Below are 22,276 nucleotides of genomic sequence, written 5' to 3' on the forward strand. Positions count from 1 at the left end.
AGATGGGTATAAGAGACAGCACCAACACCCAACCATCACACCGACTTCACCTCCCCCCCATCCATCCTCAACGTCGACCCCGTCATCCACTGCGCACCCGGCGACACAACAAACGCCATCAATTCGGCGATTTCCTCCGGCGAGCCATACCGCGCAATCCCCGCTTCCTTCGGAAACTTCGCAGTCGCCTCTTCGACGCTCATGTTATGCAACGGCGCCCAATGTTCCAGATACGACTGTCGGCGCCCCGTCATCACCGGCCCCGGCAACACGCTGTTGACCTGCACGCCATCCTCGATACCGCGATCCGAAAACGCCTTTGCCAGCGCGACAATCGCCGCATTGATCGTACCGACAGCCGCATAAGGCGCCTTCGGAACCACAGCCGAATTGCCCGACATCAGCACCACCGACCCCGACGTCGCCTTCAATGCCGGCCACGCCGCAATCGTCAGACGCCGCGCGCCGTGCAGTTTCAGCGCGAGGCCGTTGTTCCACTGCTCGTCGGTCATATCGAACAGATCGATTTGCGGCACGGCACCCGCGATGTTGAGCAGCGCGTCGATGCGCCCGTATGCGGCCAGCGTCTGATCGACCACTGCCTGCGCGGCATCCGGCAACGACAGATCGATACCGATGGCAAGCGCCTGCGCGCCAGCCTCCGTCACGGCTTGCGCCGTCTGTTCGAGATTCTCGCGGTTGCGCGCGACCAGCACGATCGCGCCGAAGTCTTTCGCCAGGCGGATCGCCGTGGAACGTCCGATGCCCTGGCTTGCACCCGTGACGATGGCTACCTTGTTGCTCGACATGTCATCTCTCCTTGTTCAAGAAAACGCGCAGCGTTCAGTGAACGACGACCATCTTGCCGCCCGCTTCGTTCGCCTCCATCACCCGGTCCGCCTCGCGGATCTCAGCGAAGCCGAACACGCGCGATGGCTTTGCTTTCAGACGGCCCGCCGCGACATCGGCGGCGATCGCTTGCAGCGGCACATCGGAAAGCGGAAAACCTGGCGTGCCGAACACGAAGCTGCCAAAGAACGTCAGATTGACGCCGCTCGGCATCTGCAGCAACGGATTGAAATCGGCGATGGGCGCGAGGCCGCCAAGCCAGCCCGCGAGACACGCGCGGCCGCCACGGCGCAGCATGGCAAGTGAATCGAGAATCACGCTATTGCCGACCAGGTCGAGTACTGCGTCGATCTGCTTCGTTTCGGCAAGGAGCTTCGACAGATCGGGGCCTTCCAGTTCGACGCGTGCCGCACCGAGCTTCTCGATCATCTCGAAGCGTGCCGCGCTGCGCGGCGTCGCTATGACCTTTGCGCCTGCATTCACGGCGAGATTCACGGCAGCCTGACCAAACGACGACGTCGCGCCGCGAATCACGATGGTTTGTCCTTTGACGAGTTCGAGATTGCGGAACAGACACGTCCATGCCGTCGCATAGGTTTCGGGAATGGCCGCGAGTTCGGCCCACGGCAAATCCGATTCGAGCACCGCGACATTCGACCCGGGCGCCCGCGTGTATTCCGCATAGCTGCCGTTGATGGTGCGCCCGAGGCCGCCCATCAACGCCGCGACTTTCGCGCCGACGGGAAACTCGCCGCCCGGACACGACTTCACGATGCCCACGCATTCGATCCCGCTCACTCTGGCGGCTTCCGCCCATTCACCGCGCCGCATATGCATTTCCGCGTGATTGATACCGAACGCCTTGATCTCGATGACCACATGGCCTTCGAGCGGCTCGGGTTCCGGCAACTCGGTATAGACGAGGCTGTCGAGGCCGCCGAACTTGTCGAGCACGATTGCGCGCATGAGGATTCTCCTGAGGTGATGGATGCGCCGGACGGCGCAGTGTGTGATGGAGCGAACGCGACGCTCGCCCTTGCATTCAGCGAATGGATTTCAACGGATCAGAAATTCGGCGGTGGCCGCAGCGATCTCGGCCGCGTGCGTTTCGAGCGCGAAGTGGCCGGTATCGAAGAAACGCACGTCCGCGTTCGGCAAATCGCGCTTGAACGCCTGTGCGCCCGGCGGCAAGAAGAACGGATCGTGCTTGCCCCACACCGCGAGGAACGGCGGCTGGTGCGTGCGGAAATACTGCTGGAACGCCGGATATAGCGCGACGTTGCTCTGATAGTCGCCGAACAGGTCGAGTTGCACTTCGTGCGCGCCGGGACGGCTCATGTAGTAGTCGTCGAGCGAATACCCGTCCGGCGAGACCCGGCTCGTATCGGTGACGCCATGCGTGTATTGCCAGATCGTCGTGTCACGCGTGAGCAGCGCGCGCAGCGCGTCGCGGTTCGCCTGGGTCGGCTCCTTCCAGTACGCCTGAATGGGGTTCCAGCCGTCGCTCAGACCTTCCACGTAGGCATTGCCATTCTGCGAAACGATCCCCGTGATGCGTTCGGGATGCTTGAGCGCAAGCCGGAAACCCGTCGGTGCGCCGTAATCGAAGACGTACACCGCGTAACGGTCGAAGCCGATCACTTCCGTGAACCGGTCGATCACGTTGGCGAGATTATCGAACGTGTACGCGAAGTCCTTGCGGTCCGGCATGTCCGACTGGCCGAAGCCGGGCAGATCGGGCGCCACGATATGGAAGCGGTCGGCGAGCAGCGGAATCAGGTCGCGAAACATATGGCTGGAACTCGGAAAACCGTGCAGCAGGAGGAGCTTGGGCGCACCCGCGCGGCCGGCTTCCCGGTAGAACACGTTAAAACCGTCAACGTCGGCGTGGCGATGGGTAATCGTGGACATGGCGTTCTCTCCGCAAAAAATCAGGACTTGCAGTGCGATCAATGGGATTGCTGTGTAACTGCACTGCTGATGTTTTACAGGTTACAAATCGCCGATGTAACTTGTCAAGAGGTTTTGTGGCGGTTACTATTAAGTCATCGCCATGCCGAATCCGATAGAAATGGACTACCGCCAGATACCCGCCATGTTCCTGGCCGACGCGCCGGGCATTGATTTCCTGAACTCGATCGCGACCCCCGTCGACGAACCCGTCGACTGGATCGGCGACGGCGAAGGGCTGCTCAACTGGCTCGAACAGGCAGGCATGGTGCCGCCCGATGCGCTGGCGGCGATCCGCTCGCAGGCGACGTCCGCCGAACTGGATGAAGTCGCCGCGCAGGCGCGCGGGCTGCGCGAATGGTTTCGCGGCTACGTGAAAGAGAGGAAAGGGCGTGCGCTCGACGCCGCCGATGTGCGCGTGCTCGAACCGCTGAACGAACTGCTCGCGCGCGACCAGCAGCACGGTGAGATCGTCGCGAACGGGCCGGATGCCGGCAGCGCGTTTTCGTATCGCACCACGCGCCGATGGTCATCGGCTGAATCGCTGCTGATGCCGATTGCCGAAGCCATTGCCAAAACCATTTGCGACGAGGACTTCACGCATGTGAAAGCGTGCGAGGGCGTCAATTGCACGCTGCTGTTCGCCGATCACACGCGCGGCCACGCGCGCCGCTGGTGCAGCATGGCGATCTGCGGCAATCGCGCGAAAGTGGCTGCGCATCGCGCGCGGCTCAAGGAAAAGCAGGCTGAATGACGCGCTACTGAGCGCCGTGTTTCAGGGCCGATTGTCCAGCGCAATCTTGACGGGGCGGATGTTCCAGATCTGCTCGCAGTATTCAGCAATCGCACGATCGGACGAGAACTTGCCCGAGTGCGCCGTGTTGATGATCGACATACGCGTCCAGCGTTGCGCGTCTTGCCAGGCATCGCTGACATCCTGCTGGCGCGCGACGTATGACGCGTAATCGGCGAGCACGAGGAACGGATCGGCATACAGCAGGTTATCGACCAGTGGACGGAACATCTGTGCATCGCCGCGCGAAAAGTGTCCGCTGCCGATCAGATCCAGCACCGCGCGCAGTTCTTCATTGCCGTTCGCGTAATCGGCGGGGCGATAGCCCGCGCGTCGCACGCTTTCCACTTCGGCCTCGGTCAGTCCGAACAGGAAGAAGTTGTCGTCGCCCACTTCTTCGCGGATTTCGACGTTCGCGCCGTCGAGCGTGCCGATGGTCAGCGCGCCGTTCATCATGAACTTCATATTGCCCGTGCCCGACGCTTCCTTGCCGGCCGTCGATATCTGCTCGGACAGATCGGCGGCCGGATAGATGAAGTGCGCGTTTTTCACGTTGAAATCGGGGAAGAACACCACCTTCAGCCGCCCGTTGATCATCGGATCGTCGTTGACCACTTCCGCGATGCCGTTGATCAGGCGAATGATGAGCTTGGCCATCGCGTAGCCCGGCGCGGCCTTGCCGCCGAACACGAAGCAACGCGGCGTCAACGCGAGTTGCGGATCGCGCCGCAGGCGCAGATAGAGCGTGACGATATACAGCGCGTTCAGATGCTGGCGCTTGTATTCGTGGATGCGCTTGACCTGAATGTCGAACAGCGCGCCAGGATCGACCATGATGCCCGTCGCGCTGTGAATATGCGACGCCAGCAGCACCTTGTTCGCGTGCTTGACCTGTCGCCAGCGCGCCTGGAACGCGTTGTCGTCGAGGTGTGCATCGAGCTTGCGCAGCCTCGCGGGACCGGTCACCCAGCCATCGCCGACGGTCTCATCCAGCAGGCTCGCCAGCCCCGGATTGCTGAGCATCACGAAGCGCCGCGGCGTGACGCCATTGGTCACGTTATGGAAGCGCTCCGGCCAGAGTTCGGCAAAGTCGCGCAACACGGTCTGTCTGAGCAGATCCGAATGCAGCGCCGCCACGCCGTTGACCGCGTGACTGCCGACGGTCGCCAGATGCGCCATGCGCACACGCTTCGCGCCGGCCTCATCGATCAGCGACATGCGGGCAATGCGCGCGTCGTCGCCAGGAAGGCGTTGCCGGACTTCATCCAGGAAGCGCCGGTTGATCTCATAGATGATGTCAAGCAGTCGCGGCAGCAAGTCCTGAAACAGCGGCAAGCCCCATGTTTCGAGCGCTTCGGGTAACAGCGTGTGATTGGTATAGGCAAGTGTGCGCTGCGTGATGTCCCAGGCTTCGTCCCAGGGCACGTGCCGCTCGTCGATCAGCAGACGCATCAGTTCGGCGACGGCGATGGACGGATGCGTGTCGTTCAGCTGCGCGGTGAACATGTCCGGCAGGCGGCTGACGGGTTCACCTTTCAGCGCGAGCAGACGCAGCATGTCCTGCAGCGAGCACGAGACGAAGAAGTACTGTTGCGCGAGGCGCAGACGCTTGCCGGCTTCCGGCTCGTCGTTCGGATACAGCACCTTCGACAGCGTTTCCGAGCGCACCTTCTCGTGCACGGCCTCGTAGTAGTCGCCGGCATTGAAGTCCTGCAGATCGAACGATTCGACCGCCTCGCTTTTCCATAGCCGCAGCGTGTTGCAGGTGTTCACGTGATAGCCGGGAATCGGCGTATCGCACGCTACACCTTTGACGGTATAGGCGGGAATCCATTGCACGCAAAAGCGGCCTTCGGCATCCGTGCCTTGCTCGGTGCGTCCGCCGAAATTCACATAGAACGCGACGTCCGGGCGCAGCAATTCCCACGGGTTGCCCTTTTGCAGCCATTTGTCGGTGACTTCGACCTGCCAGCCGTCGCGGATCTCCTGATCGAAGATGCCGAACTCGTAACGGATGCCATAGCCGATTGCGGGGATTTCCAGCGTAGAGAGCGAGTCGAGATAACACGCGGCGAGCCGCCCGAGTCCGCCATTGCCGAGTCCCGGTTCTTCCTCGATGCCGATCAGCGTGTCGAGGTCGAGGCCGAGCGCGGCGAGTGCATCGCGGGCATTGTGCTGGATGCCCAGATTGATCAGATTGTTGCCGAGTTGCGGGCCGATCAGATATTCGGCCGACAGATAGCAGGCGACGCGCGCGCCGCTCGCGACGTAAGCGTGGGTCGTGGCGACCCGGCGCGTCATCATCCGGTCGCGGACGGCGAAGGCAAGCGCCATATACCAGTCGTGCGGCGTCGCGATCTCCGGATACCGGCCCTGCAGGCAGATCAGGTTATCGACGATGTCGCGCCGCAGCGCCTCGACGCCCAGACCGCTGCGTGCAGGTTCCGAACTGGTCGGTGACTTCAGGATGCGCATGTCGTTCATGACTTGTCCTCGTGTGCCGGGCGCGGTGCAGCAGGCGGTGCGTTGCCTGTCGACCGAGGCGACGCACCGCAGCCAGCCTGCTCATAGCGGGCAACGATGATCCTGTTGTGTGTCGGGCGCTTGACAGAACCGTGACGCAGGCAGCGATCACGGTATCGGAGGTGTACGGCATCGAGGCGGCTGCGCTGCGAGCCGGCGTGATGTCACGCTGCGGAGGAGGGCCGGGATTGCGGTGCCCGGCGGCGGAATGCAAGTCCGTGCGCGGCGCGTGTGCGCATGTCTGACGGCTCGCACGCGTTGCGAACCGTCAGGTTGCACGTGAAGGCTTACTGCGGCTTGCCCGATGCAAGCTGCTGGTTGCGATCCGTCAGAAAGCGCAACAGCCCATCGATGCCGCTTTGCTGGATCGTCTCGCCGAACTGCTGCCGGTAAGTCTGCACGAGCCAGGCGCCCATCACGTTGAGGTCATACACGCGCCAGCCTTGCGGCGTCTTGCGCAGCCGGTAGTCGATCTCGACAGGTTGCGCGTTGGTGGACGCGATGGTGCGAACCACGGCATCCGTATCCGACGAGCCGACGCGCATCGGCGGATATTCGATTTTCTGGTCGGGCTTCAACTGCGCCAGCGCGCCCGAATACAGGTGGATCAGCAGCATCTTGAACTGCTGGGTCAACTGCTGCTGTTGCGCGGGCGTAGCGGTGCGCCAGTAGCGGGCGAGCGCAAGTTGCGTGGTGTGTTCGAAATCGATGTAGGGCAGGATGTCGCGATTCACGATGTCCATGATGCGCGGAATATCCGACGGATCGATTGCCTTCGTGTGAACCTCGTCCAGCACCTGTTGGGTCACTGCCTTGACGAGCAGTTGCGGATCGGAACTGTCGACGGTTTGCGCCGACGCCGGGTTGCCGAAGGCAAGCACCGTGAAGAACAGGAAAGCAACGAAAAATCGCGATCGGATGTGGGTAATTGTCATGATGTGCATGCGTGAGCGAACGGCCGCGGCGAGGGGGTTCGCCGCGGCCACGGTTATTGTAGGGGCGTTGCGCAAAATCGGCAGCGAGGGTGACAGGCATCGGCGCAACCTATGACGGGCAGAGCAATCTGGTATTTGCGCAGGCGCGGGGCTGGCCTTCAAATGGAGGCTGGTGATGTGATGGCGTGATTGGATCTGTCCGGAGTTGATATGTCGCAGTCGGTTGAGCGGTTGCATCGTTCGTTTCTGTTCGTGCCTGGCACGCGTGTCGAGCGATTCGACAAGGCGTTGAGCAGTGGCGCCGATGCCGTGATCGTCGATCTCGAAGATGCGGTTGCGCCTGAGGACAAGGATCGGGCGAGAGAGGCGGTTGCTGCGTGGGTCTCGCCGGAACGGCCTGTGCTGATTCGCATTAATGCGGTGGGGACACAGTGGTTTGAACAGGATGCTGCGTTGTGCCGCTTGCGCGGTATTGCTGGTGTTGTTTTGCCGAAGGCGGAGCGTGGCGCCGATGTGAGCCGGCTTGTATCGCTTGCTGGCGATGCCCTGCCTGTGTACCCGCTGATCGAAAGTGCGCAGGGCATGTGGAATGCGATGGAAGTGGCGAAAGCGCCGTCTGTGCGGCAGCTGATGTTCGGCACGCTCGATTTTTGCGCGGATATGGGCATGGCCTCCGATGGCGATGAACTGAATACGTTTCGCGCGGAGCTGGTGATGATTTCGCGCGTTGCCGGGATCGCGGCGCCCGTTGATGGCGTGACGGCTGCCGTTGATGATGCGAATCTGCTCGAGGCTGACACGCTCAGGGCGAAGCGTTGGGGTTTTGCGGGAAAGCTGTGCATTCATCCAAGGCAGGTTTCGACTGTCAATGCAGGCTTTTCACCGAGTGAGGCGGATGTTGCTTGGGCTTTGAAGGTGCTGGATGCGTTTGACCGCGCCAACGGCGCGGCGGTGGCCGTCGATGGGGAGATGGTGGATTTGCCGGTGGTGCTGCGGGCGCGGCGGTGTCTGGCAACCCGTATAAAATAAGCGCCCAGCCCACACCTCAGCGCTCACTTTCCCAACACCCATGGACGTACGCCAGCTTCGCTACTTCGTCAGCATCGTCGATTACGGCAGTCTTGGGAAAGCAGCGGAAAAGCTCTTCGTCGCGCAGCCATCGCTGAGTCAGCAGATGGCGCGTCTCGAAGAAGAACTCGGCGTCTCACTACTGCTGCGAAGCAATCACGGCGTCACCCCGACGGCCGAAGGCGACGCGCTCTATCGTCACGCGCGCCTCGTATTGCGGCAGATGGAACAACTTCGTCAGGAAGTCACCAAGGGTGCCGGCAGCGAATCGGGCACGGTCGCAGTCGGCCTGCCGACCACCATGGCCTCCGTGCTCGCCGTGCCGCTATTCGAGCGCGTTCAGGACCGCTATCCCGGCATTCGCCTGCAATTCTTCGAGAGCATGAGCGGCTATCTCAACGAACTGCTCGCCAACGGACGCCTCGATCTCGCCATCCTGTTTCGCGAGTCCGACACACCCGGCATTTCGGCACTGCCTGTGCTCGATGAAACGCTTTATCTGCTCGGCGAACCTGGCGGCGTTTCATCGCGCTCGGCCACCTGTCCGCTTGCAAAGCTCGCAGGCGTCAAGCTCGTCGCGCCCGGTGTGTCGAATGGTTTGCGGCTGCTGATCGAGCGCACCTTCTCGAGCGAGAAGGTGGAACTGAACATCGTCGCCGATATCGATTCCTTGCCGTCGATGCTGCAGATCGCGCATTCGGGCCGCGCCTGCACGATCCTGCCGTCGTCGGCGCTGGCGCAGCTCGACCCGTCGCGCATGCCGAAGATGCGCAAGATCGTCGATCCCGTCATTCGCCGTCCCGCGAGCATCTGCTGGCCCAACGGCCTGCCGATGCACTCGGCAAGCGTGGCCGTGCGGCAAACGCTCGTCGAACTGATCGCGGAGCGGGTGGAAGGGGAAGCCTGGCAGGGCGTGACGCTGCGCAGGCAAAACCATCGGGTTTGAACGATGCTTCAGGCGTGTTCGGCTGCATGCGCGGTGTCGCGCTCGGCCGAGCCTGCCGCCACATCGCCTGTTGCTGGCGCGACATCTTCGAGCGCATGCCGGCTCGTTTCCACACGCAAGATCGCAATCGCGACGCACAGCACCGCGAAAATCACGCTCACCATCGCAATCACGCCCGATACGCCGACTCGCTGATACAGCAGCAACGCCAGATACGGCGTCGCAATCGACGCGGCCCGGCCACATGTGCCCGCCACACCTGTGCCGCGCAGCCGCACTTCCGTCGGAAACAGTTCGGGAATGTAGCCGAACAGGCCGAGCGTCGTGATCGTATAGATTGTCGTGACGAGACAGAAACCGACCACAATGATCGCCGCCGGCTCGTGCAGCGTCACATAGATCCAGCCGAGCACGATGCTCACCAGCGCCGCCAGCACGATACCTTTGGCGCGGCCAATGCGATCCGCGATCAGATAGCCGACCAGTCCGCCGACAGGCGAACCGATCGACATCAACATCACGAAGCCAAGCGACTTGACGATCGACAGGCCTTCGCTGACGAAGAAGGTCGGCAGCCAGGCGATGAATCCATACAGCCCGATGTTGACGGCAATCGCCGTGAGCGCCGCGACGCAGGTGCGTCCGCGCAAGCCAGGCGCAAACAGCGTGCGCAGCGGCACTGCGCCGACATGGAGATTGACCACGCGCTGCACGGGCGGCAAGGTGCCGACGCGCGCTTCGACTTCGCGTTCGATTGCGGAAAGTGTCGCTTCGGCTTCCTCGAGCTTGCCCGTCGATTCGAGCCAGCGCGGCGACTCCGGCATCCGGTGACGCAGGAACCACACGACCAGCGCCCCGATGCCTGCAATCGCGAACATGTAGCGCCAGCCGAGATTCGGAATGATCCAGTAGCCCGCCGCAAGCGCTGCAAACAACCCGCTGTTGATGATGATGGCGAGCAGCGACACCCACTTGCCGCGCGTCTCGGGCGGCACGAATTCGGCGAGTGTGCCGGCCGCGACGACCAGTTCCGCGCCGAGTCCGATGCCCATGATGAAGCGCAGCGCGATCAGCCATTCGATGTTCGGCGCAAAGCACGCAGCAAGCGAAGCGAGCCCGAAAATGCCCAGATTCAACTGGTACGAATAGCGTCGTCCGAGCCGGTCGCCGATGTAGCCCGCCGCATACGCGCCCAGCATCATGCCGACAAAGGTGGCCGACACGAACATCGCGCCATGCTGCAGATCGGTGAAGCCTTCCTTTACCATCGCCGCGACCGAGCCGTTGGCGAGATAGATATCGAACGCATCGAGAAACGCGCCGCCCGCGATCAGGCCGAGTATCTTCCAGTGAAAACTGCAGACGGGCAGGCGGTCGAGCCGGCCAGCGGCATTGACTGACATGGGTGTGTCTCCTGAATGGAATGCCCTGCCGCGTATGAATGACGTGGCAAGGCGGGCATTATTGTTGTGAAGTGATTGCCCCGATGGTCCGACTTGTGTATCGACCGCTCGACGTGCTGCTAGACAGCACGAGCGGCATGCAAGGCTTCTACCTCCGTCGGGCTGAAGCCGAGTTCTTGCAGGATCGCATCCGTATGCGCGCCGAGCGCGGGGACAGCGTCCATGCGCGGTTCGTCGTCTGCGGATTGACCGGGCGGATACAGCGCAGGCATATCGCCCGCTGAAGTGCTTACCTGCGTCCAGCGTTGCCGGGCCTTCAGTTGTGCGTGGTGCCAGACATCGTGCATGTCGTTCATGCGCGCATTCGCAATGCTCGCCTGTTCAAGACGCTCGATGACCTGCTCTGCCGTCAATGTGGAAAACGCCTCGACAATGACGCGCGTGAGTTCATCGCGATGTTTCGTGCGGCCGCTGTTCGACGCGAAACGTTCATCGGCGAGCAGGTCGGGACGCACGATTACCGTCTCGCAGAAGTGCTTCCATTCGCGTTCGTTCTGCAAACCGAGCATCACGGTCTTGCCGTCGCCGGCGATGAAAGGTCCATACGGAAAGATGGTCGCATGCGATGCGCCCGCCTGTGGTGGCGGCGATTGCCCGTCGATCGAATAGTAGAGCGGATAACCCATCCACTCGACCATGCTCTCGAGCATCGACACGTCGATATGTTTGCCGCGCCCCGTTTGTGCGCGCTCCAGCAGCGCAGCGAGAATGTTCGTGTAGCCGTACATGCCCGCTGCAATGTCGGCTATCGAACAGCCTGCCTTTGCAGGCTTGCCGTCCGAACCCGTAATGCTCAGAAAGCCGGATTCGCTTTGAATCAGCAGGTCATAGGCTTTCTTGTCGCGAAACGGACCGTCCAGTCCATACCCGGAAATATCGCAGACGATCAGCTTCGGATATTTCGTGCTCAACGTTTGATAGCCGAAACCAAGGCGTTCCGCTGCACCGGGCGCGAGGTTCTGCACGAAAACGTCGGCATCGGCGAGCAGTCTGTGCACGATGTCGAGTGCTTGCGGCTGCTTCACGTCGAGCGTGAGACTTTCCTTCGAGCGGTGCGTCCACACGAAATGCGACGCGAGTCCCGACACGCGCTCGTCATAGCCGCGCGCGAAGTCGCCCGATCCGGGCCGCTCGATCTTGATGACACGCGCGCCGAGATCGGCAAGTTGCCGGGTGCAGAAGGGCGCGGCAATCGCGTGTTCGAATGTGACGACCTTGATGCCTTGAAGCGGACGCATGATCGGTTTCGATGTCAGAGTCAGAAGGAACGCGGCAGGCCGAGAATGTGCTCGGCGACGTACGAGAGAATCAGGTTCGTCGAGATCGGCGCGACCTGGTAGAGACGCGTCTCGCGGAACTTACGCTCGACATCGTATTCGGCGGCAAAACCGAAGCCGCCGTGAAACTGCAGGCATGCGTTGGCAGCTTCCCACGAGGCATCGGCGGCCAGCAGCTTCGCCATGTTGGCCTGCGCACCGCACGGCTCGTGTGCGTCGAAGCGGCGCGCGGCGTCGAAGCGCATCAGGTTCGCTGCTTCGATGTTGACGTACGCACGCGCAATCGGAAACTGCACGCCCTGGTTCTGGCCGATCGGGCGGCCAAACACGACGCGGTCTTTCACGTACTGCGACACCTTGTCGATGAACCAGTAGCCGTCGCCGATGCATTCGGCGGCGATCAGCGTGCGTTCGGCATTCAGGCCATCGAGTATGTATTTGAAGCCCATGCCTTCCTCGCCGATGAGGTTCTCGGCGGGAATCTCGAGGTTGTCGAAGAACAGTTCGTTGGTCTCGTGATTGACCATGTTCGGAATCGGCTGCACCGTCATGCCGTGGCCAATCGCTGCGCGCAGATCGACAATGAAGATCGACATGCCTTCGCTTTTCTTCGTCACGTCGGAAAGCGGTGTGGTGCGCGCGAGCAGGATCATCAGGTCCGAATGCTGGACGCGCGAGATCCACACCTTCTGCCCGTTGACCACGTAACGATCGCCTTTGCGCACGGCTGTCGTCTTGATCTTCGTCGTGTCGGTGCCCGTGGTCGGTTCGGTGACGCCCATCGATTGCAGACGCAGTTCGCCGCTTGCGATTTTCGGCAGATACAGCCGCTTCTGTTCCGCGGAGCCGTGTCGCAACAGCGTGCCCATGTTGTACATCTGGCCGTGGCACGCGCCGGAATTGCCGCCCGAGCGGTTGATCTCTTCCATGATCACGGACGCTTCCGTCAAGCCCAGTCCCGAGCCGCCATATTCTTGTGGAATCAGCGCGGCAAGCCAGCCTGCCTGGGTCAGCGCATCGACGAAGGCTTCCGGATAGCCGCGTTCTTCATCGATCTTGCGAAAGTACTCGGCGGGGAATTGTCCGCACAGGTCGCGAACGGCTTCGCGAATGTCCTGAAACGGATCGGAGGCAGTGTGGTTCATGATCGGTTCGTATGCAGTTGCAGATTGCGATGTCAGGCGAGCGTCGCGCGTGCCGTCATGGCCAGCCAGCCTTCGTGATCCTTCGACCACAATTCGACTGTCTTGCCGTCCGCCGACGGCTGGCCGCACAGATGCAGCGCGTTGCCCATGAAGCTCGGACGCTGCGCCTTGTAGGCGAACTCACGCACGGTCGCGTCGGGCATATTCCGGCGCAGCAGGTCCATCAGCAGCGTGGCGATCAGCGGCCCATGCACGACGAGGTTCGGATAGCCTTCCACCTGCGTCGCGTAGGGCTTGTCGTAATGGATGCGATGTCCGTTGAAGGTCAGCGCGGAGTAGCGGAACAGCAGCACTTCATCGGGCACGATCTGGCGGTGCCATTGCGCGGCGTCGGGTGCGGCAGTCGGTGCAGGCGCGGGTGCACCGGGCGCGGGCGGCTCGCGGTACACGATGTCCTGTTCCTCGTCGATGGCGAGCGTGCCTTCGCAATACACCTTGTGATTCACGGTGACGAAAGCGCGCTTGCCCGTGCGTCCCTGTTTCTCGCTGACATTCACAATCGATGATTCGCGTGTGATTGCGCTGCCTACCGTCAGCGGCGCGAGAAAGCGCAAACGGCCGCCCGCCCACATGCGGCGCGGCAAACCAAGATCGGGCAGAAAGCCGCCTTTGCGCGGGTGACCGTCGTCGCCAATCTGCGCCTGTGCGACGGTCGGGTGGAAGAAGATCCAGTGCCAGAGAAGCGGGAGAGCATCGCCGGGAGCGGGCGACGTGTCGTAGTCGAGCGTCGCGCCCAGCGCTACCGCCGAGGTCGGCACGACGATATCGGCGGCGATGACGATATGGGCATCGGATGCAGCGGACGGCTGATTCATGCGTTGTCTCCGTCGCCGGCCATGGCCAGCGCGTTTTTCTCGAAATGCTTTCCGGTACGGAGACTGTAGGTGAAGCCAGATCAGCGCGGAAATACCAGTTTCATGTGCCGGTCATAGGGCAAGCCTATTACGAAACCGCCAGGCCGGCGCGTTGCAGAACATTCATCGGGCCGAGCTGCTCCAGCAGCGCGAGATGGCCGGCGTCGCGCACGAACAGCGAGCCCGCAAATCCCAGCGCATTCACCGACACGCCTTCCACCCGTTCCGCCGAGCGTGGCACGAGCAGCATCCAGTCGCGCGTGACGAGCAGGTTGTAGGGGGACGTCTGGCATAACTCGCCGTGGCTTTCGACCGCTCCGATGCCGGTTGCGTCGAGCAGCGCGCGATAGCAGGCCAGCGCAGTATTCGCAGCCTCTGGATGGTCTGCGTTTGCGGCGAGACGCGCAAATGCATGTTGGAACGGGAGGCCTGGCACGCGAGACACGGAGCCATCGGTGGCGCACTGTGCGAGCAGTGTTTCGATGGGCACGGCAGGCCCGGTATTGCCGAGCGGCAGCGGCACGATCTGCAGATGTTTGTGCGGCTGACTCGCGCCGGCTTCGGGGCCGCCATTGTAAAAACCGATGCCCTCGAATTCGGCCATGCAGGTCATCAGCGCCGTGAAGTCCGCGAGATCGAGCAGCGCTTCCTGGCGCCGGAAATCGCGCGTGACGATCAGCAGGTGATGATCGATCACGTTGAACTTGTTGAGCAACGCGAGATGCGTCGGCGAAATATCGGCGACGAACAGATCCGGCTCGTATGGCAGAAACGGGTTGGCTACGGGACGCTGCTGCGCCTCGCGCTTGCGCGCCTGTTCGCGCTGCTGCTCCTTGCGCGTGAGGCTCGACACTTGCCGCACGACAAACCGCACACCGCCGCTTTCGATGACGGCCTGAACGGTATCGATGGGCTGCAGCGCGCCGCATTGCAGCGCGTGTGCCGTCTGCCGCTCGATGGCGGGCCATAGCGTGCCGGGTGTCAGGCTCGGATAGTCCATCGTCATCGAAGCGGAGGTTCAATGCGTCAGAGTTTATAACCGATCGTGCGCAGCGGACCGTCTGCTTGTCGGCGCGCCGTAAGAAACATTGCGATACAAACTCGGTGTCACGATTACCGGCTCGCAACAGCCCGCGCCGGTCCGATATGGGAAAATCAGGGTCATGAAAACGCGCAAAATTTCCCTGATGGCGCTTACGCTGGCTCTCGTCAGCCTCAGCCCGCTGGCGCATGCAAGCCTCAAGAGCGGCGCCCACCAGTTCAAGACCGATGCCAAAACGGCGGGCCGCGAGACCGGGCACGCCGTTCGCGACGGCGTTCATGCAGTCGGACATGGCGTGAAGTCGGCGGGCCATGCCGTTGCCGACGCGACGAAGCACGGTTATCACGCGACGAAAAAGTTCGTGACGGGACATAGCTGATCTGCTGCATCGCGGCAAACGCGTCATGTCGATTCGCGCATGACGCAGAGCCGCTACGACATGTGGCAGCGCCGCTACAGGTCGAATTCAGGCGTACGATAAAAGGCATCGCCCCGTTGCGGACACCCGCCATCTGACGGAGAGCCGATATGAGACGCCTTTACTTTCTCGCCCCCGACATCCCCACGGCGAAAGCCATCGTCGACGATCTTCTGTGTGCACGCATCACGTGGCGTCATATCCACGTACTGGCCGATCACAGCGTCACACTCGAACAGTTGCCACAAGCCTCGTTGCTGCAGAGCAGCGACGTCGTGCATGCGCTGGAGCGCGGCGTCGCGCTTGGCGGCGTGACAGGCGCGCTGCTGGGTCTGGTGGCGCTGGCGTTTCCGCCGGCGCAACTGGCTATCGCGGGCGGCGCGGTGGTGATGCTGACGCTGACGGGCGCCGGTTTCGGCGCGTGGACGGCAACGATGATCGGCGTGAACGAGCCGAACACGCGGCTGGAGCGCTTCCGGGAAGCGATCCGCACAGGTCAGCTGCTGATCATGGCCGACGTGCCCGCGCTGCGCGAGCATGAAATCGAGGAACTGATCGCGCAGCATGTGCCGCGAGCCGATCTCGAAGGCGCAGAGCCGACCTCACCGATTTTTCCGTAAAGATCGCATTGCTGTCGTGTAAGGCATTCGACAAGGCAGCGCAAATCGTCGAGAATCGAAAGCCTTGCGCGCGGCGAGTGGTGAGCGGTTTCAATCCACGATGCGTCGTGACGGCGTGCCTATGCCGCTCACGCGCCCTGCGTCGCGCAGCTTCTATTCACGCGAATCACACCGGCTCGACGCCAGCGCGTCTAAGCCCCGTGGTCGCGCAACGATACGCTGGCGAATATCAATGAGAAAGACTCTGGACGGCGTTGCCGTCTCAAGCATGGTGCTGTTGTGCCTGATCTGGGGCCTGCAACAGGCGGCCATGAAAGCGATTGCGGCCGACGTCGCACCCATGCTGCAGGTTTCGCTGCGCTCCGGCGTGGCGGCAGTGATGGTCTGGGTATTCGGCCGGCTGATCGTGCGTGACAAGTGGATCGCGGGCGTGGCGCTCTGGCCGGGGTCGCTGATCGGCGTGCTGTTTGCCGCCGAGTTTCTGTTCGTCGCCGAAGGGCTGCGCTACACGACAGCGTCGCACATGGCCGTGTTTCTCTATACCGCACCGATGTTCGCCGCCATCGGCCTGCAAATCGCACTGCCCACCGAGCGGCTGACGCGCGCGCAGTGGACGGGTATCGGCATCGCGTGCGTGGGGATCGTGATCACCTTTGTCGGGCCGACGGCCGGCGGTGGCGGGGGGCCGTCGGCGCAGAACTGGATGCTGGGCGATCTGCTCGGTCTTTGCGGCGGCGCAGCGTGGGGCCTGACCACGGTGGCCGTACGCGCCACGCGTCTGAGCGATGCGCCCGCCACGCAGACGCTGTTCTATCAGCTCGTATGGGCTTTTGCCATCTTGCTGCCGGTCGCCGGGCTGACGCGCCAGGTCGCATTTCACGGCAATACGCTGGTATGGGCGAGCCTTGGCTTTCAGGCAATCGTCGTGTGCTTCTTCAGCTACGTCGCGTGGTTCTATCTGCTGCGCGTGTATCTCGCGTCGCGACTTGGCGTGCTGTCGTTCATGGCGCCGCTGTTCGGTGTCGCGCTGGGCGCGCTGCTGCTGCATGAGCGGCTCGATCCGACCTTCCTCGCGGGCGCGGCACTCGTGCTGGCGGGCATGCTCGTAGTCAACGGGCGCGAGTGGCTGAAGTTCGTCTTCGCGCGGCAACGGCGCGACGGCAAGATCGGTTCGGTGTGAAGGTGCGGGGCGTCAGCGGTTGAGTGCGCGTCGTCGCAGCCATTCGGCACTCAGCACGCACGCCGTCAGCCATGCAGTCGACGACAACGCGCCCGCGAGCACATCGCTGGCGAAATGCACGCCGATCATCAACCGGCTCCATGCGATCACGCCGACCAGCGCCACCGCGATGAAGATGACGGGCAACCGCCAGCGTGCGGGCAGGCTGCGTACCAGCACATACGCGATTGCGCCGTATGTCGCGAGCGAGCCGGACGTGTGGCCACTTGGAAAACTCCAGCTATGCACCGATGCGAACGCCGTATCGTAGTCGGGCCGTGCACGCTGGATCGATTGCTTGAGTGTCATGTTCAGCAAGCCGTTGCCACCGGATGCTGCCGCGAGCGCGCAGGCAAGTAGCAGATTGCGGCGCACGAGTAACGCGATCACGCCCGCCGTGCAGCAGACGGCCAGCCACCACGGATCGCCCAGATGCGTCAACACTGCGAAGACGTGTTTGACATCGCGTGGAACGGCCACGCTGAGATCGCGAGCGAACGCGAGGTCGAAGCTGTTCAAGGCGGCACCGTTCAGAAGCGCATGCGTGACCATCGCAAAGCCCGCTGCCGCAGCGATCATCACTACCACGCCGGTCACAACGCCTGCATGAAACGTCGCCACACGCGCACGTCCGAAAGTCAAGGCGCCGTACGCCACACATTCCGCAACGAGTAGCGTCATCACCATCAGTCCTAGCGCATGACGGCCTGCGAAACTCGCCAGTTCGATCATGGCGATCCGGCCGCGCGCTCTGAAACAGGCGACCGCACATCGACCACGCCAGCGAGATCGAGTGGATGCTCCAGCACGGGCACGAACGTCTGGCTCGCGTCGTCATAGTCGTAACGCGCGACGATGGCCTTGCGTGCGCCCGGCGCATCGGCGTCGTAACGAATAAGATTGACCGAGTTCGACATCTGCCCGCGAATACGCGTCGAGACGGCCGTGCCTGCCTGCACGGCCCACACGGGCCGTGCGATGTCCATGCGGCTCGCGAGCGGCAGCACATAGGGCAGATGGATATGTCCACCGACTATCAGATCCGCGCCCGCCTGCGCCCAGCGGCGAATCGCCTGATCGTGGCCGTGCAGCAGGTTGCGCGTGTCCCCCGCGGTCACGGCCGCGACGGGATGGTGCGTGACCACGACGCGCAATTGCAAAGGCGTCGCAAGCGACAATCGCCGTGCGGCGCGTTCGATCTGTTCCATCGACACTTCGCCATCCGTGTGCCGGGAACGGCGCGACGTATTAATGCCGATCACCAGCAGTTCGCGCGACTCGAACACAGGTTCGAGTTCCGCGCCGAACACGCGCCGGTGATTCGCATACGCACACAGCACGCGCGCAAACACGTTGAAGAGCGGAATGTCGTGATTGCCCGGCACCACGAGCACGGGCATCGCACCCAGACGATCGACGAACGCGCGTGCCGCCGCGAACTGGCTGCGCCGCGCGCGCTGCGTGATGTCGCCGGACAGCACCGCGAGGTCGGGCTGCTCGCGCGTGGCCAGTTGCAGCAATGCTTCGACGACCTCGGGCCGTTCGGTGCCGAAATGCGGATCGGAGATCTGGAGCAACAGCGTCATGCGCGGTTCAGGGCAGCGACCTCGGCCTCGGGTTTGAGCAGAAAGAGCGGCGTTTCGCCAACGCGGAATTCGAGCGGCATGCGCATATGCGTGACTTCGCCGTCCGTGGCGATTTTGACACGCCGGCGCCGCCTCGACGGATGAGTCACGGTGAAGCGGTGAAACGCGAAGGCGATCACGTTGTCGGCGTCGCTCATCCGGCTGGCTGCGCCGTGCAGCGTGAGGATGATCTGCGCCATGCGCCCGATGGCGCGTGGTGCCAATGCGACCAGCAAGCCTTGCGCCAGCAAGGGCGCTTCTGCCGCGCCAACCTGTTCGAGCTGAAGCCGGTTGTTGGCGACGAACAGCGTGGAGGTGCGGATCTCCTGCATGGTGCCTTCGTGATCGACATGCAGGCGCAGATGCCGGTGCCGCCGCAACAGCATCGCGATAGCCGACCACAGCGCAACCAGCCGGCTGCGGCCGAATTGCCGCTTGTAGATTTCCCTGTGTTCGAGCATCGTCGGATACAGCCCAAGGCTTGCGTTGACGAGGAACATGCGCGCGTTGACGAAGCCCACCTGCACGGGATGCGCGCGGGCCGTCAGCAGCAGATCGATGGCGCGAGCGGGATCCGCGGGAATGCCATGGTCTCGGCTGAAATAGTTGAACGTGCCGCACGGCAGCACGCCGAACGCGCAGCCGCTGCCGATCACCGCCTGTGCGACGGCACATAGCGTGCCGTCGCCGCCCGCGCCGATCACCACACCGCCGCGTGCCTGCGCGCGTTCAACCGCGCTGCGTGCCGTCGCGCCGAGTTGCGACGGATCGTGCACCAGCATCAGTTCGTATTCGCGCTGCGCCTTGCCGAATGCATCGGCGATCAGGGCCGCAGTGGTGCCGCCTTGCTGGCGGCCAGACCCCGCGTTCATCACGATCACGAACGGCGCCCGCGCGTCGATTGGCCGGGCGTCGCCAGGCGGGGGATCGGTGAACGGATGCGCGGCGAAGCTCATCGTGTTTGCGTGCCGGGGACGAGATGAATGCGCTTTTCGGTTGCCTGCTCGACGGCGGCGCGTGTGTAGAGCAAGGGGAAATAGTCGCCGTCCAGCCACATCTGCGCAAGATCGCGATAGTGCGGGTTGTCGGGATCGCCTGATTCGCCGGGCAGATTCACCGCACGCGAATTGTCCCAGTTGCCGACATCGACGATCACGCGGAACGACGGGCCGTTGGTCTGCCGGAAGTCGCTCGCACGATATGTCGACTGATTCGGCGTGTAAGCGCTGCCACCTTTGCCCGTGGGACCGACGTTCAGCTTCGCGCGCATGTCGGCGTCGACGAGATCGGCGAACGGATGCGCGTTGAGGTTGGTCTGCAGTTTGCCCCATTGCCACGCACTCGCATCGGTGCCTTGCAGCTTGACCATCTCGCGATACGCGTCGCGCAGGCTCGTCAGCATCACGGTGTCGCGCTTGCTCTGCGTGTTGTCGCCGAAACGCGCGTCGGGATGTTCGAGCGAATCGAGCATGACCGCGGTGTCGGGCGCGCCGAACGCATCGGCGGCGTTTTTCGGCAAGACGGCTTGCTTGAATGCGCGGCCCAGATGGCGCGACAGCCACACTTCTTCCAGCGCGGCCTGCGGCGAAGTCGCGCCCATGTGCGCGTCCCAGCCCTTGAGCAACGTGAGCGCAGCATGCGTGTCGGCGTCATCGGACGAGAGCGGCGCGAGCAACGCGACGAGCCTGCGTGCGGGAATCGACACGTCGTCGTTCTGCAGGCGCTCGCTGTCTTCAATCGATACTTTCGGCAGCGACTTCAGCACTTCGTCGATGCGTTGATGCCGCGAGCCGTTGGTCCATTCGAAGCCCAGCTTGCGCTCCTTGTACGGGTAGTCTGCGGGCAGGTTCATTTCATTCGACGTGGTGAAGTAGCCGTCCTTCGGATTGAACGCGGACGGCATGTCGTCGCGTGGCCAGAAGCCGGCCCATTCGTAGCGTCCGTCGCCCGGCACAGGCAGCAGGCCGTCCCAGTTCGGGCGCTTCGGCGCCAGTCCGCTCGGCACCCAGCCGATGTTGCCGTGCGTGTCTGCGTAGACCTGATTGACGGTCGGCGCACCCCATGTCGACAGATCGTTTCTGAACTGCGTGTAGTTTGTCGCGCGCATGTAGCGCACGGAATCGAAGTAGGGCGACATGCCCGGTGCGAGCCACGCGGTGCGCACGGCAAACGCGCGATGCTTCGCGTTCTCCGTGTAGATCACAGGGCCATGCCGCGTGAAGGCGAGTTCCGCCGTGACGGGTGCGCCGCCGCGCACAGCGATCTGTTCGCGCACGATACGCATCGGCTCCCAGCGTCCCTTGTAGCGATACTCATGCGGATTCGCGGGATTCAGTTCGTACACGTAGAGGTCTTCCTGATCGATATTGAAGATCGTCAGACCGAACGCAATCGAGCCGTTGTGACCAATCGATACACCCGGCGCCGACGGCTCGCCGCCGCCGATCAGGTCGAGCGTCGGCGCGCTGATCTGCTGGATGTAGCGCAGGCTCGGCGCGGCATAGGCGCGGTGCGGATCGTTGGCCATGATCGCGCGGCCCGTCGACGATTTGTCCGGTGCGATCACCCAGTTGTTGCTGCCTTCCGTCACTTCTTCGAGGTTGTCGGCGGCGGCGAGCATGGTGGTCGATGCATCGGCGCTTTTGAGCGAATCGCGGGTCACGCGCACGTTCTGCGTGGCGAGGTTGAAGACCTTCAATACATCGTCGGGCAGGCAGGGATCGAGTCCGTCGGGCATCTGCGTGTGCCATTGCGGGTGCAGGCCGAAGCGGATCTCGTCTGCTGCCAGCGTGCTCTTGCATGCGACCTTCGCGCGGGCCACTTCGCTCTCCAGATTGCGCGTGAGGCCGTGACTGCGGATACGGACGACATCGTCGGCAGACCATTTTGCGGGCCAGTAGCCGACTTTGCGAAACTCATACGGCAAACGGTCGGGATGCGCGGCGAGCCACTCGATGTATGCATTCACGCCTGCCGCAAAGCGTGTCGCGACAGGCTTTGCATCCGGTCCATAGCGTTGCCATTCGGCGGCCATGTCGCCGCGATACAGAAAGAGCCGCGTTGCCTTGTCCTGCTCGACGTACGCGGGACCGAACACTTCGGCCAGTTCGCCAAGACCGCGGCGGCGCCACAGGTCGATCTGAAACATGCGATCGCGCGCGGCGTTGAAGCCTTGCACGAAGAACGCATCGTGTTCGTTCTGCGCGAAGATATGCGGCACGCCCCATTTGTCGATGAGAATGTCGGTGGGTTGCGACAGACCTTCCACTGTGATCGTTTCGTCGGATGCGCTGTCCGCGCGTGCGGTTTGCGATGACGCCATGCCGAACGCCGCGCATGCAAATATGACCGTGAGGGCGTGTTTTGTCTGCACTTGTTTCCTCCTTATGATTGCAACGCGATGTCTCCGTGTAGAACTCGACTGTAACCGACGATGCTGCATTTGATGAGCAGAACATCGTGTCGAACGTGTTGCTTGCGGATGCAACG

General features: G+C 62.8%; 20 protein-coding genes. 6 read left to right on the plus strand and 14 right to left on the minus strand.

Translation table 11 applies throughout. The features are described 5' to 3' along the window. Positions 1 to 35 precede the first annotated feature (35 nt). The 3 genes from DK391_RS22850 to DK391_RS22860 form a co-directional block, all read right to left on the minus strand. Positions 36 to 809 carry an SDR family oxidoreductase gene (locus DK391_RS22850; RefSeq protein WP_109480264.1) on the minus strand — a complete coding sequence of 258 codons (774 nt, stop codon included), beginning with the start codon at positions 807 to 809 and terminating at the stop codon, positions 36 to 38. Positions 810 to 843: 34 nt separating this feature from the next. Next, a complete protein-coding gene (locus tag DK391_RS22855; RefSeq protein ID WP_109480265.1) occupies positions 844 to 1,815 on the minus strand; it encodes a zinc-binding alcohol dehydrogenase family protein in 972 nt (323 codons plus the stop codon). Positions 1,816 to 1,905: 90 nt separating this feature from the next. Next, positions 1,906 to 2,760, minus strand: a complete 855-nt coding sequence (locus DK391_RS22860) for an alpha/beta hydrolase (RefSeq protein ID WP_109480266.1) — start codon at positions 2,758 to 2,760, stop codon at positions 1,906 to 1,908. A 160-nt stretch (positions 2,761 to 2,920) separates the two neighbouring features. Between DK391_RS22860 and DK391_RS22865 the strand changes: the two genes are divergently transcribed. Then, positions 2,921 to 3,553 (plus strand): ABATE domain-containing protein, encoded by a 633-nt coding sequence (locus DK391_RS22865; protein WP_109480267.1) that lies wholly within the window; start codon positions 2,921 to 2,923, stop codon positions 3,551 to 3,553. Between the two features lie 21 nt (positions 3,554 to 3,574). Here the strand turns inward: DK391_RS22865 and DK391_RS22870 are convergent, their stop codons facing one another. Together DK391_RS22870 and DK391_RS22875 are read right to left on the minus strand one after the other, a co-directional pair. Beyond that, on the minus strand, positions 3,575 to 6,076 hold the full coding sequence (locus DK391_RS22870; protein ID WP_109480268.1) for a glycogen/starch/alpha-glucan phosphorylase: 2,502 nt from the start codon (positions 6,074 to 6,076) through the stop codon (positions 3,575 to 3,577). A 326-nt stretch (positions 6,077 to 6,402) separates the two neighbouring features. After that, complete coding sequence (locus DK391_RS22875; protein WP_109480269.1) at positions 6,403 to 7,050, minus strand: ABC transporter substrate-binding protein; 648 nt, start codon at positions 7,048 to 7,050, stop codon at positions 6,403 to 6,405. 210 nt (positions 7,051 to 7,260) lie between these two features. Between DK391_RS22875 and DK391_RS22880 the strand changes: the two genes are divergently transcribed. Then, positions 7,261 to 8,079 (plus strand): CoA ester lyase, encoded by an 819-nt coding sequence (locus DK391_RS22880; protein ID WP_109480270.1) that lies wholly within the window; start codon positions 7,261 to 7,263, stop codon positions 8,077 to 8,079. A 40-nt stretch (positions 8,080 to 8,119) separates the two neighbouring features. Then, complete coding sequence (locus tag DK391_RS22885; protein ID WP_109480271.1) at positions 8,120 to 9,064, plus strand: LysR substrate-binding domain-containing protein; 945 nt, start codon at positions 8,120 to 8,122, stop codon at positions 9,062 to 9,064. Positions 9,065 to 9,072: 8 nt separating this feature from the next. Here the strand turns inward: DK391_RS22885 and DK391_RS22890 are convergent, their stop codons facing one another. The 5 genes from DK391_RS22890 to DK391_RS22910 form a co-directional block, all read right to left on the minus strand. Then, positions 9,073 to 10,467: an MFS transporter gene (locus tag DK391_RS22890; RefSeq protein ID WP_109480272.1), complete on the minus strand. Its 1,395-nt coding sequence runs from the start codon at positions 10,465 to 10,467 to the stop codon at positions 9,073 to 9,075. Between the two features lie 119 nt (positions 10,468 to 10,586). Further along, positions 10,587 to 11,765, minus strand: coding sequence for a CaiB/BaiF CoA-transferase family protein (locus tag DK391_RS22895; RefSeq protein WP_109480273.1), 1,179 nt, complete (start codon positions 11,763 to 11,765; stop codon positions 10,587 to 10,589). A 20-nt stretch (positions 11,766 to 11,785) separates the two neighbouring features. Next, positions 11,786 to 12,949, minus strand: a complete 1,164-nt coding sequence (locus tag DK391_RS22900) for an acyl-CoA dehydrogenase family protein (protein ID WP_109480274.1) — start codon at positions 12,947 to 12,949, stop codon at positions 11,786 to 11,788. A gap of 32 nt (positions 12,950 to 12,981) precedes the next feature. Next, on the minus strand, positions 12,982 to 13,824 hold the full coding sequence (locus DK391_RS22905; RefSeq protein ID WP_109480275.1) for a MaoC family dehydratase N-terminal domain-containing protein: 843 nt from the start codon (positions 13,822 to 13,824) through the stop codon (positions 12,982 to 12,984). 127 nt (positions 13,825 to 13,951) lie between these two features. Beyond that, a complete protein-coding gene (locus DK391_RS22910; protein WP_109480322.1) occupies positions 13,952 to 14,863 on the minus strand; it encodes a DUF4922 domain-containing protein in 912 nt (303 codons plus the stop codon). A 163-nt stretch (positions 14,864 to 15,026) separates the two neighbouring features. On the opposite strand from DK391_RS22910, the gene DK391_RS22915 reads away from it, so the two are divergent. The 3 genes from DK391_RS22915 (at position 15,027) to DK391_RS22925 (ending at position 17,123) form a co-directional block, all read left to right on the plus strand. Continuing rightward, a complete protein-coding gene (locus tag DK391_RS22915) occupies positions 15,027 to 15,284 on the plus strand; it encodes a hypothetical protein (protein WP_109480276.1) in 258 nt (85 codons plus the stop codon). 149 nt (positions 15,285 to 15,433) lie between these two features. Next, entirely contained in the window at positions 15,434 to 15,943 is a 510-nt protein-coding gene (locus tag DK391_RS22920) for a DUF1269 domain-containing protein (RefSeq protein WP_109480277.1), read from the plus strand. A gap of 232 nt (positions 15,944 to 16,175) precedes the next feature. Beyond that, the gene (locus DK391_RS22925) at positions 16,176 to 17,123 is read left to right on the plus strand and encodes a DMT family transporter (protein WP_109480278.1); all 948 of its coding nucleotides are present in this window, start codon (positions 16,176 to 16,178) and stop codon (positions 17,121 to 17,123) included. Between the two features lie 12 nt (positions 17,124 to 17,135). On the opposite strand, the gene DK391_RS22930 is transcribed toward DK391_RS22925, so the two are convergent. From DK391_RS22930 to DK391_RS22945, 4 genes are read right to left on the minus strand one after another with little or no spacing between them, the layout of a single operon-like run. Then, on the minus strand, positions 17,136 to 17,894 hold the full coding sequence (locus tag DK391_RS22930) for a phosphatase PAP2 family protein (RefSeq protein WP_109480279.1): 759 nt from the start codon (positions 17,892 to 17,894) through the stop codon (positions 17,136 to 17,138). Further along, entirely contained in the window at positions 17,891 to 18,748 is an 858-nt protein-coding gene (locus tag DK391_RS22935; protein ID WP_109480280.1) for a metallophosphoesterase family protein, read from the minus strand. Before DK391_RS22935 ends, DK391_RS22930 begins: the two co-directional genes overlap by 4 nt. Beyond that, positions 18,745 to 19,743 carry a diacylglycerol kinase family protein gene (locus tag DK391_RS22940; RefSeq protein ID WP_109480281.1) on the minus strand — a complete coding sequence of 333 codons (999 nt, stop codon included), beginning with the start codon at positions 19,741 to 19,743 and terminating at the stop codon, positions 18,745 to 18,747. Before DK391_RS22940 ends, DK391_RS22935 begins: the two co-directional genes overlap by 4 nt. Next, entirely contained in the window at positions 19,740 to 22,109 is a 2,370-nt protein-coding gene (locus DK391_RS22945; protein WP_239482923.1) for a penicillin acylase family protein, read from the minus strand. Before DK391_RS22945 ends, DK391_RS22940 begins: the two co-directional genes overlap by 4 nt. Between the last annotated feature and the right edge of the window lie 167 nt (positions 22,110 to 22,276).

Origin of the sequence: Paraburkholderia sp. C35 (genome assembly GCF_003121405.1) — a bacterium.
Lineage (GTDB): Bacteria > Pseudomonadota > Gammaproteobacteria > Burkholderiales > Burkholderiaceae > Paraburkholderia.

What these genes read in the sequence shown, in the direction of transcription:
- DK391_RS22850 (WP_109480264.1), bottom strand. Translation starts at nt 809, where the DNA reads ATGTCGAGCAACAAGGTAGCCATCGTCACGGGTGCAAGCCAGGGCATC.
- DK391_RS22855 (WP_109480265.1), bottom strand. Translation starts at nt 1,815, where the DNA reads ATGCGCGCAATCGTGCTCGACAAGTTCGGCGGCCTCGACAGCCTCGTC.
- DK391_RS22860 (WP_109480266.1), bottom strand. Translation starts at nt 2,760, where the DNA reads ATGTCCACGATTACCCATCGCCACGCCGACGTTGACGGTTTTAACGTG.
- DK391_RS22865 (WP_109480267.1), top strand. Translation starts at nt 2,921, where the DNA reads ATGGACTACCGCCAGATACCCGCCATGTTCCTGGCCGACGCGCCGGGC.
- DK391_RS22870 (WP_109480268.1), bottom strand. Translation starts at nt 6,076, where the DNA reads ATGAACGACATGCGCATCCTGAAGTCACCGACCAGTTCGGAACCTGCA.
- DK391_RS22875 (WP_109480269.1), bottom strand. Translation starts at nt 7,050, where the DNA reads ATGACAATTACCCACATCCGATCGCGATTTTTCGTTGCTTTCCTGTTC.
- DK391_RS22880 (WP_109480270.1), top strand. Translation starts at nt 7,261, where the DNA reads ATGTCGCAGTCGGTTGAGCGGTTGCATCGTTCGTTTCTGTTCGTGCCT.
- DK391_RS22885 (WP_109480271.1), top strand. Translation starts at nt 8,120, where the DNA reads ATGGACGTACGCCAGCTTCGCTACTTCGTCAGCATCGTCGATTACGGC.
- DK391_RS22890 (WP_109480272.1), bottom strand. Translation starts at nt 10,467, where the DNA reads ATGTCAGTCAATGCCGCTGGCCGGCTCGACCGCCTGCCCGTCTGCAGT.
- DK391_RS22895 (WP_109480273.1), bottom strand. Translation starts at nt 11,765, where the DNA reads ATGCGTCCGCTTCAAGGCATCAAGGTCGTCACATTCGAACACGCGATT.
- DK391_RS22900 (WP_109480274.1), bottom strand. Translation starts at nt 12,949, where the DNA reads ATGAACCACACTGCCTCCGATCCGTTTCAGGACATTCGCGAAGCCGTT.
- DK391_RS22905 (WP_109480275.1), bottom strand. Translation starts at nt 13,824, where the DNA reads ATGAATCAGCCGTCCGCTGCATCCGATGCCCATATCGTCATCGCCGCC.
- DK391_RS22910 (WP_109480322.1), bottom strand. Translation starts at nt 14,863, where the DNA reads ATGGACTATCCGAGCCTGACACCCGGCACGCTATGGCCCGCCATCGAG.
- DK391_RS22915 (WP_109480276.1), top strand. Translation starts at nt 15,027, where the DNA reads ATGAAAACGCGCAAAATTTCCCTGATGGCGCTTACGCTGGCTCTCGTC.
- DK391_RS22920 (WP_109480277.1), top strand. Translation starts at nt 15,434, where the DNA reads ATGAGACGCCTTTACTTTCTCGCCCCCGACATCCCCACGGCGAAAGCC.
- DK391_RS22925 (WP_109480278.1), top strand. Translation starts at nt 16,176, where the DNA reads ATGAGAAAGACTCTGGACGGCGTTGCCGTCTCAAGCATGGTGCTGTTG.
- DK391_RS22930 (WP_109480279.1), bottom strand. Translation starts at nt 17,894, where the DNA reads ATGATCGAACTGGCGAGTTTCGCAGGCCGTCATGCGCTAGGACTGATG.
- DK391_RS22935 (WP_109480280.1), bottom strand. Translation starts at nt 18,748, where the DNA reads ATGACGCTGTTGCTCCAGATCTCCGATCCGCATTTCGGCACCGAACGG.
- DK391_RS22940 (WP_109480281.1), bottom strand. Translation starts at nt 19,743, where the DNA reads ATGAGCTTCGCCGCGCATCCGTTCACCGATCCCCCGCCTGGCGACGCC.
- DK391_RS22945 (WP_239482923.1), bottom strand. Translation starts at nt 22,109, where the DNA reads ATGGCGTCATCGCAAACCGCACGCGCGGACAGCGCATCCGACGAAACG.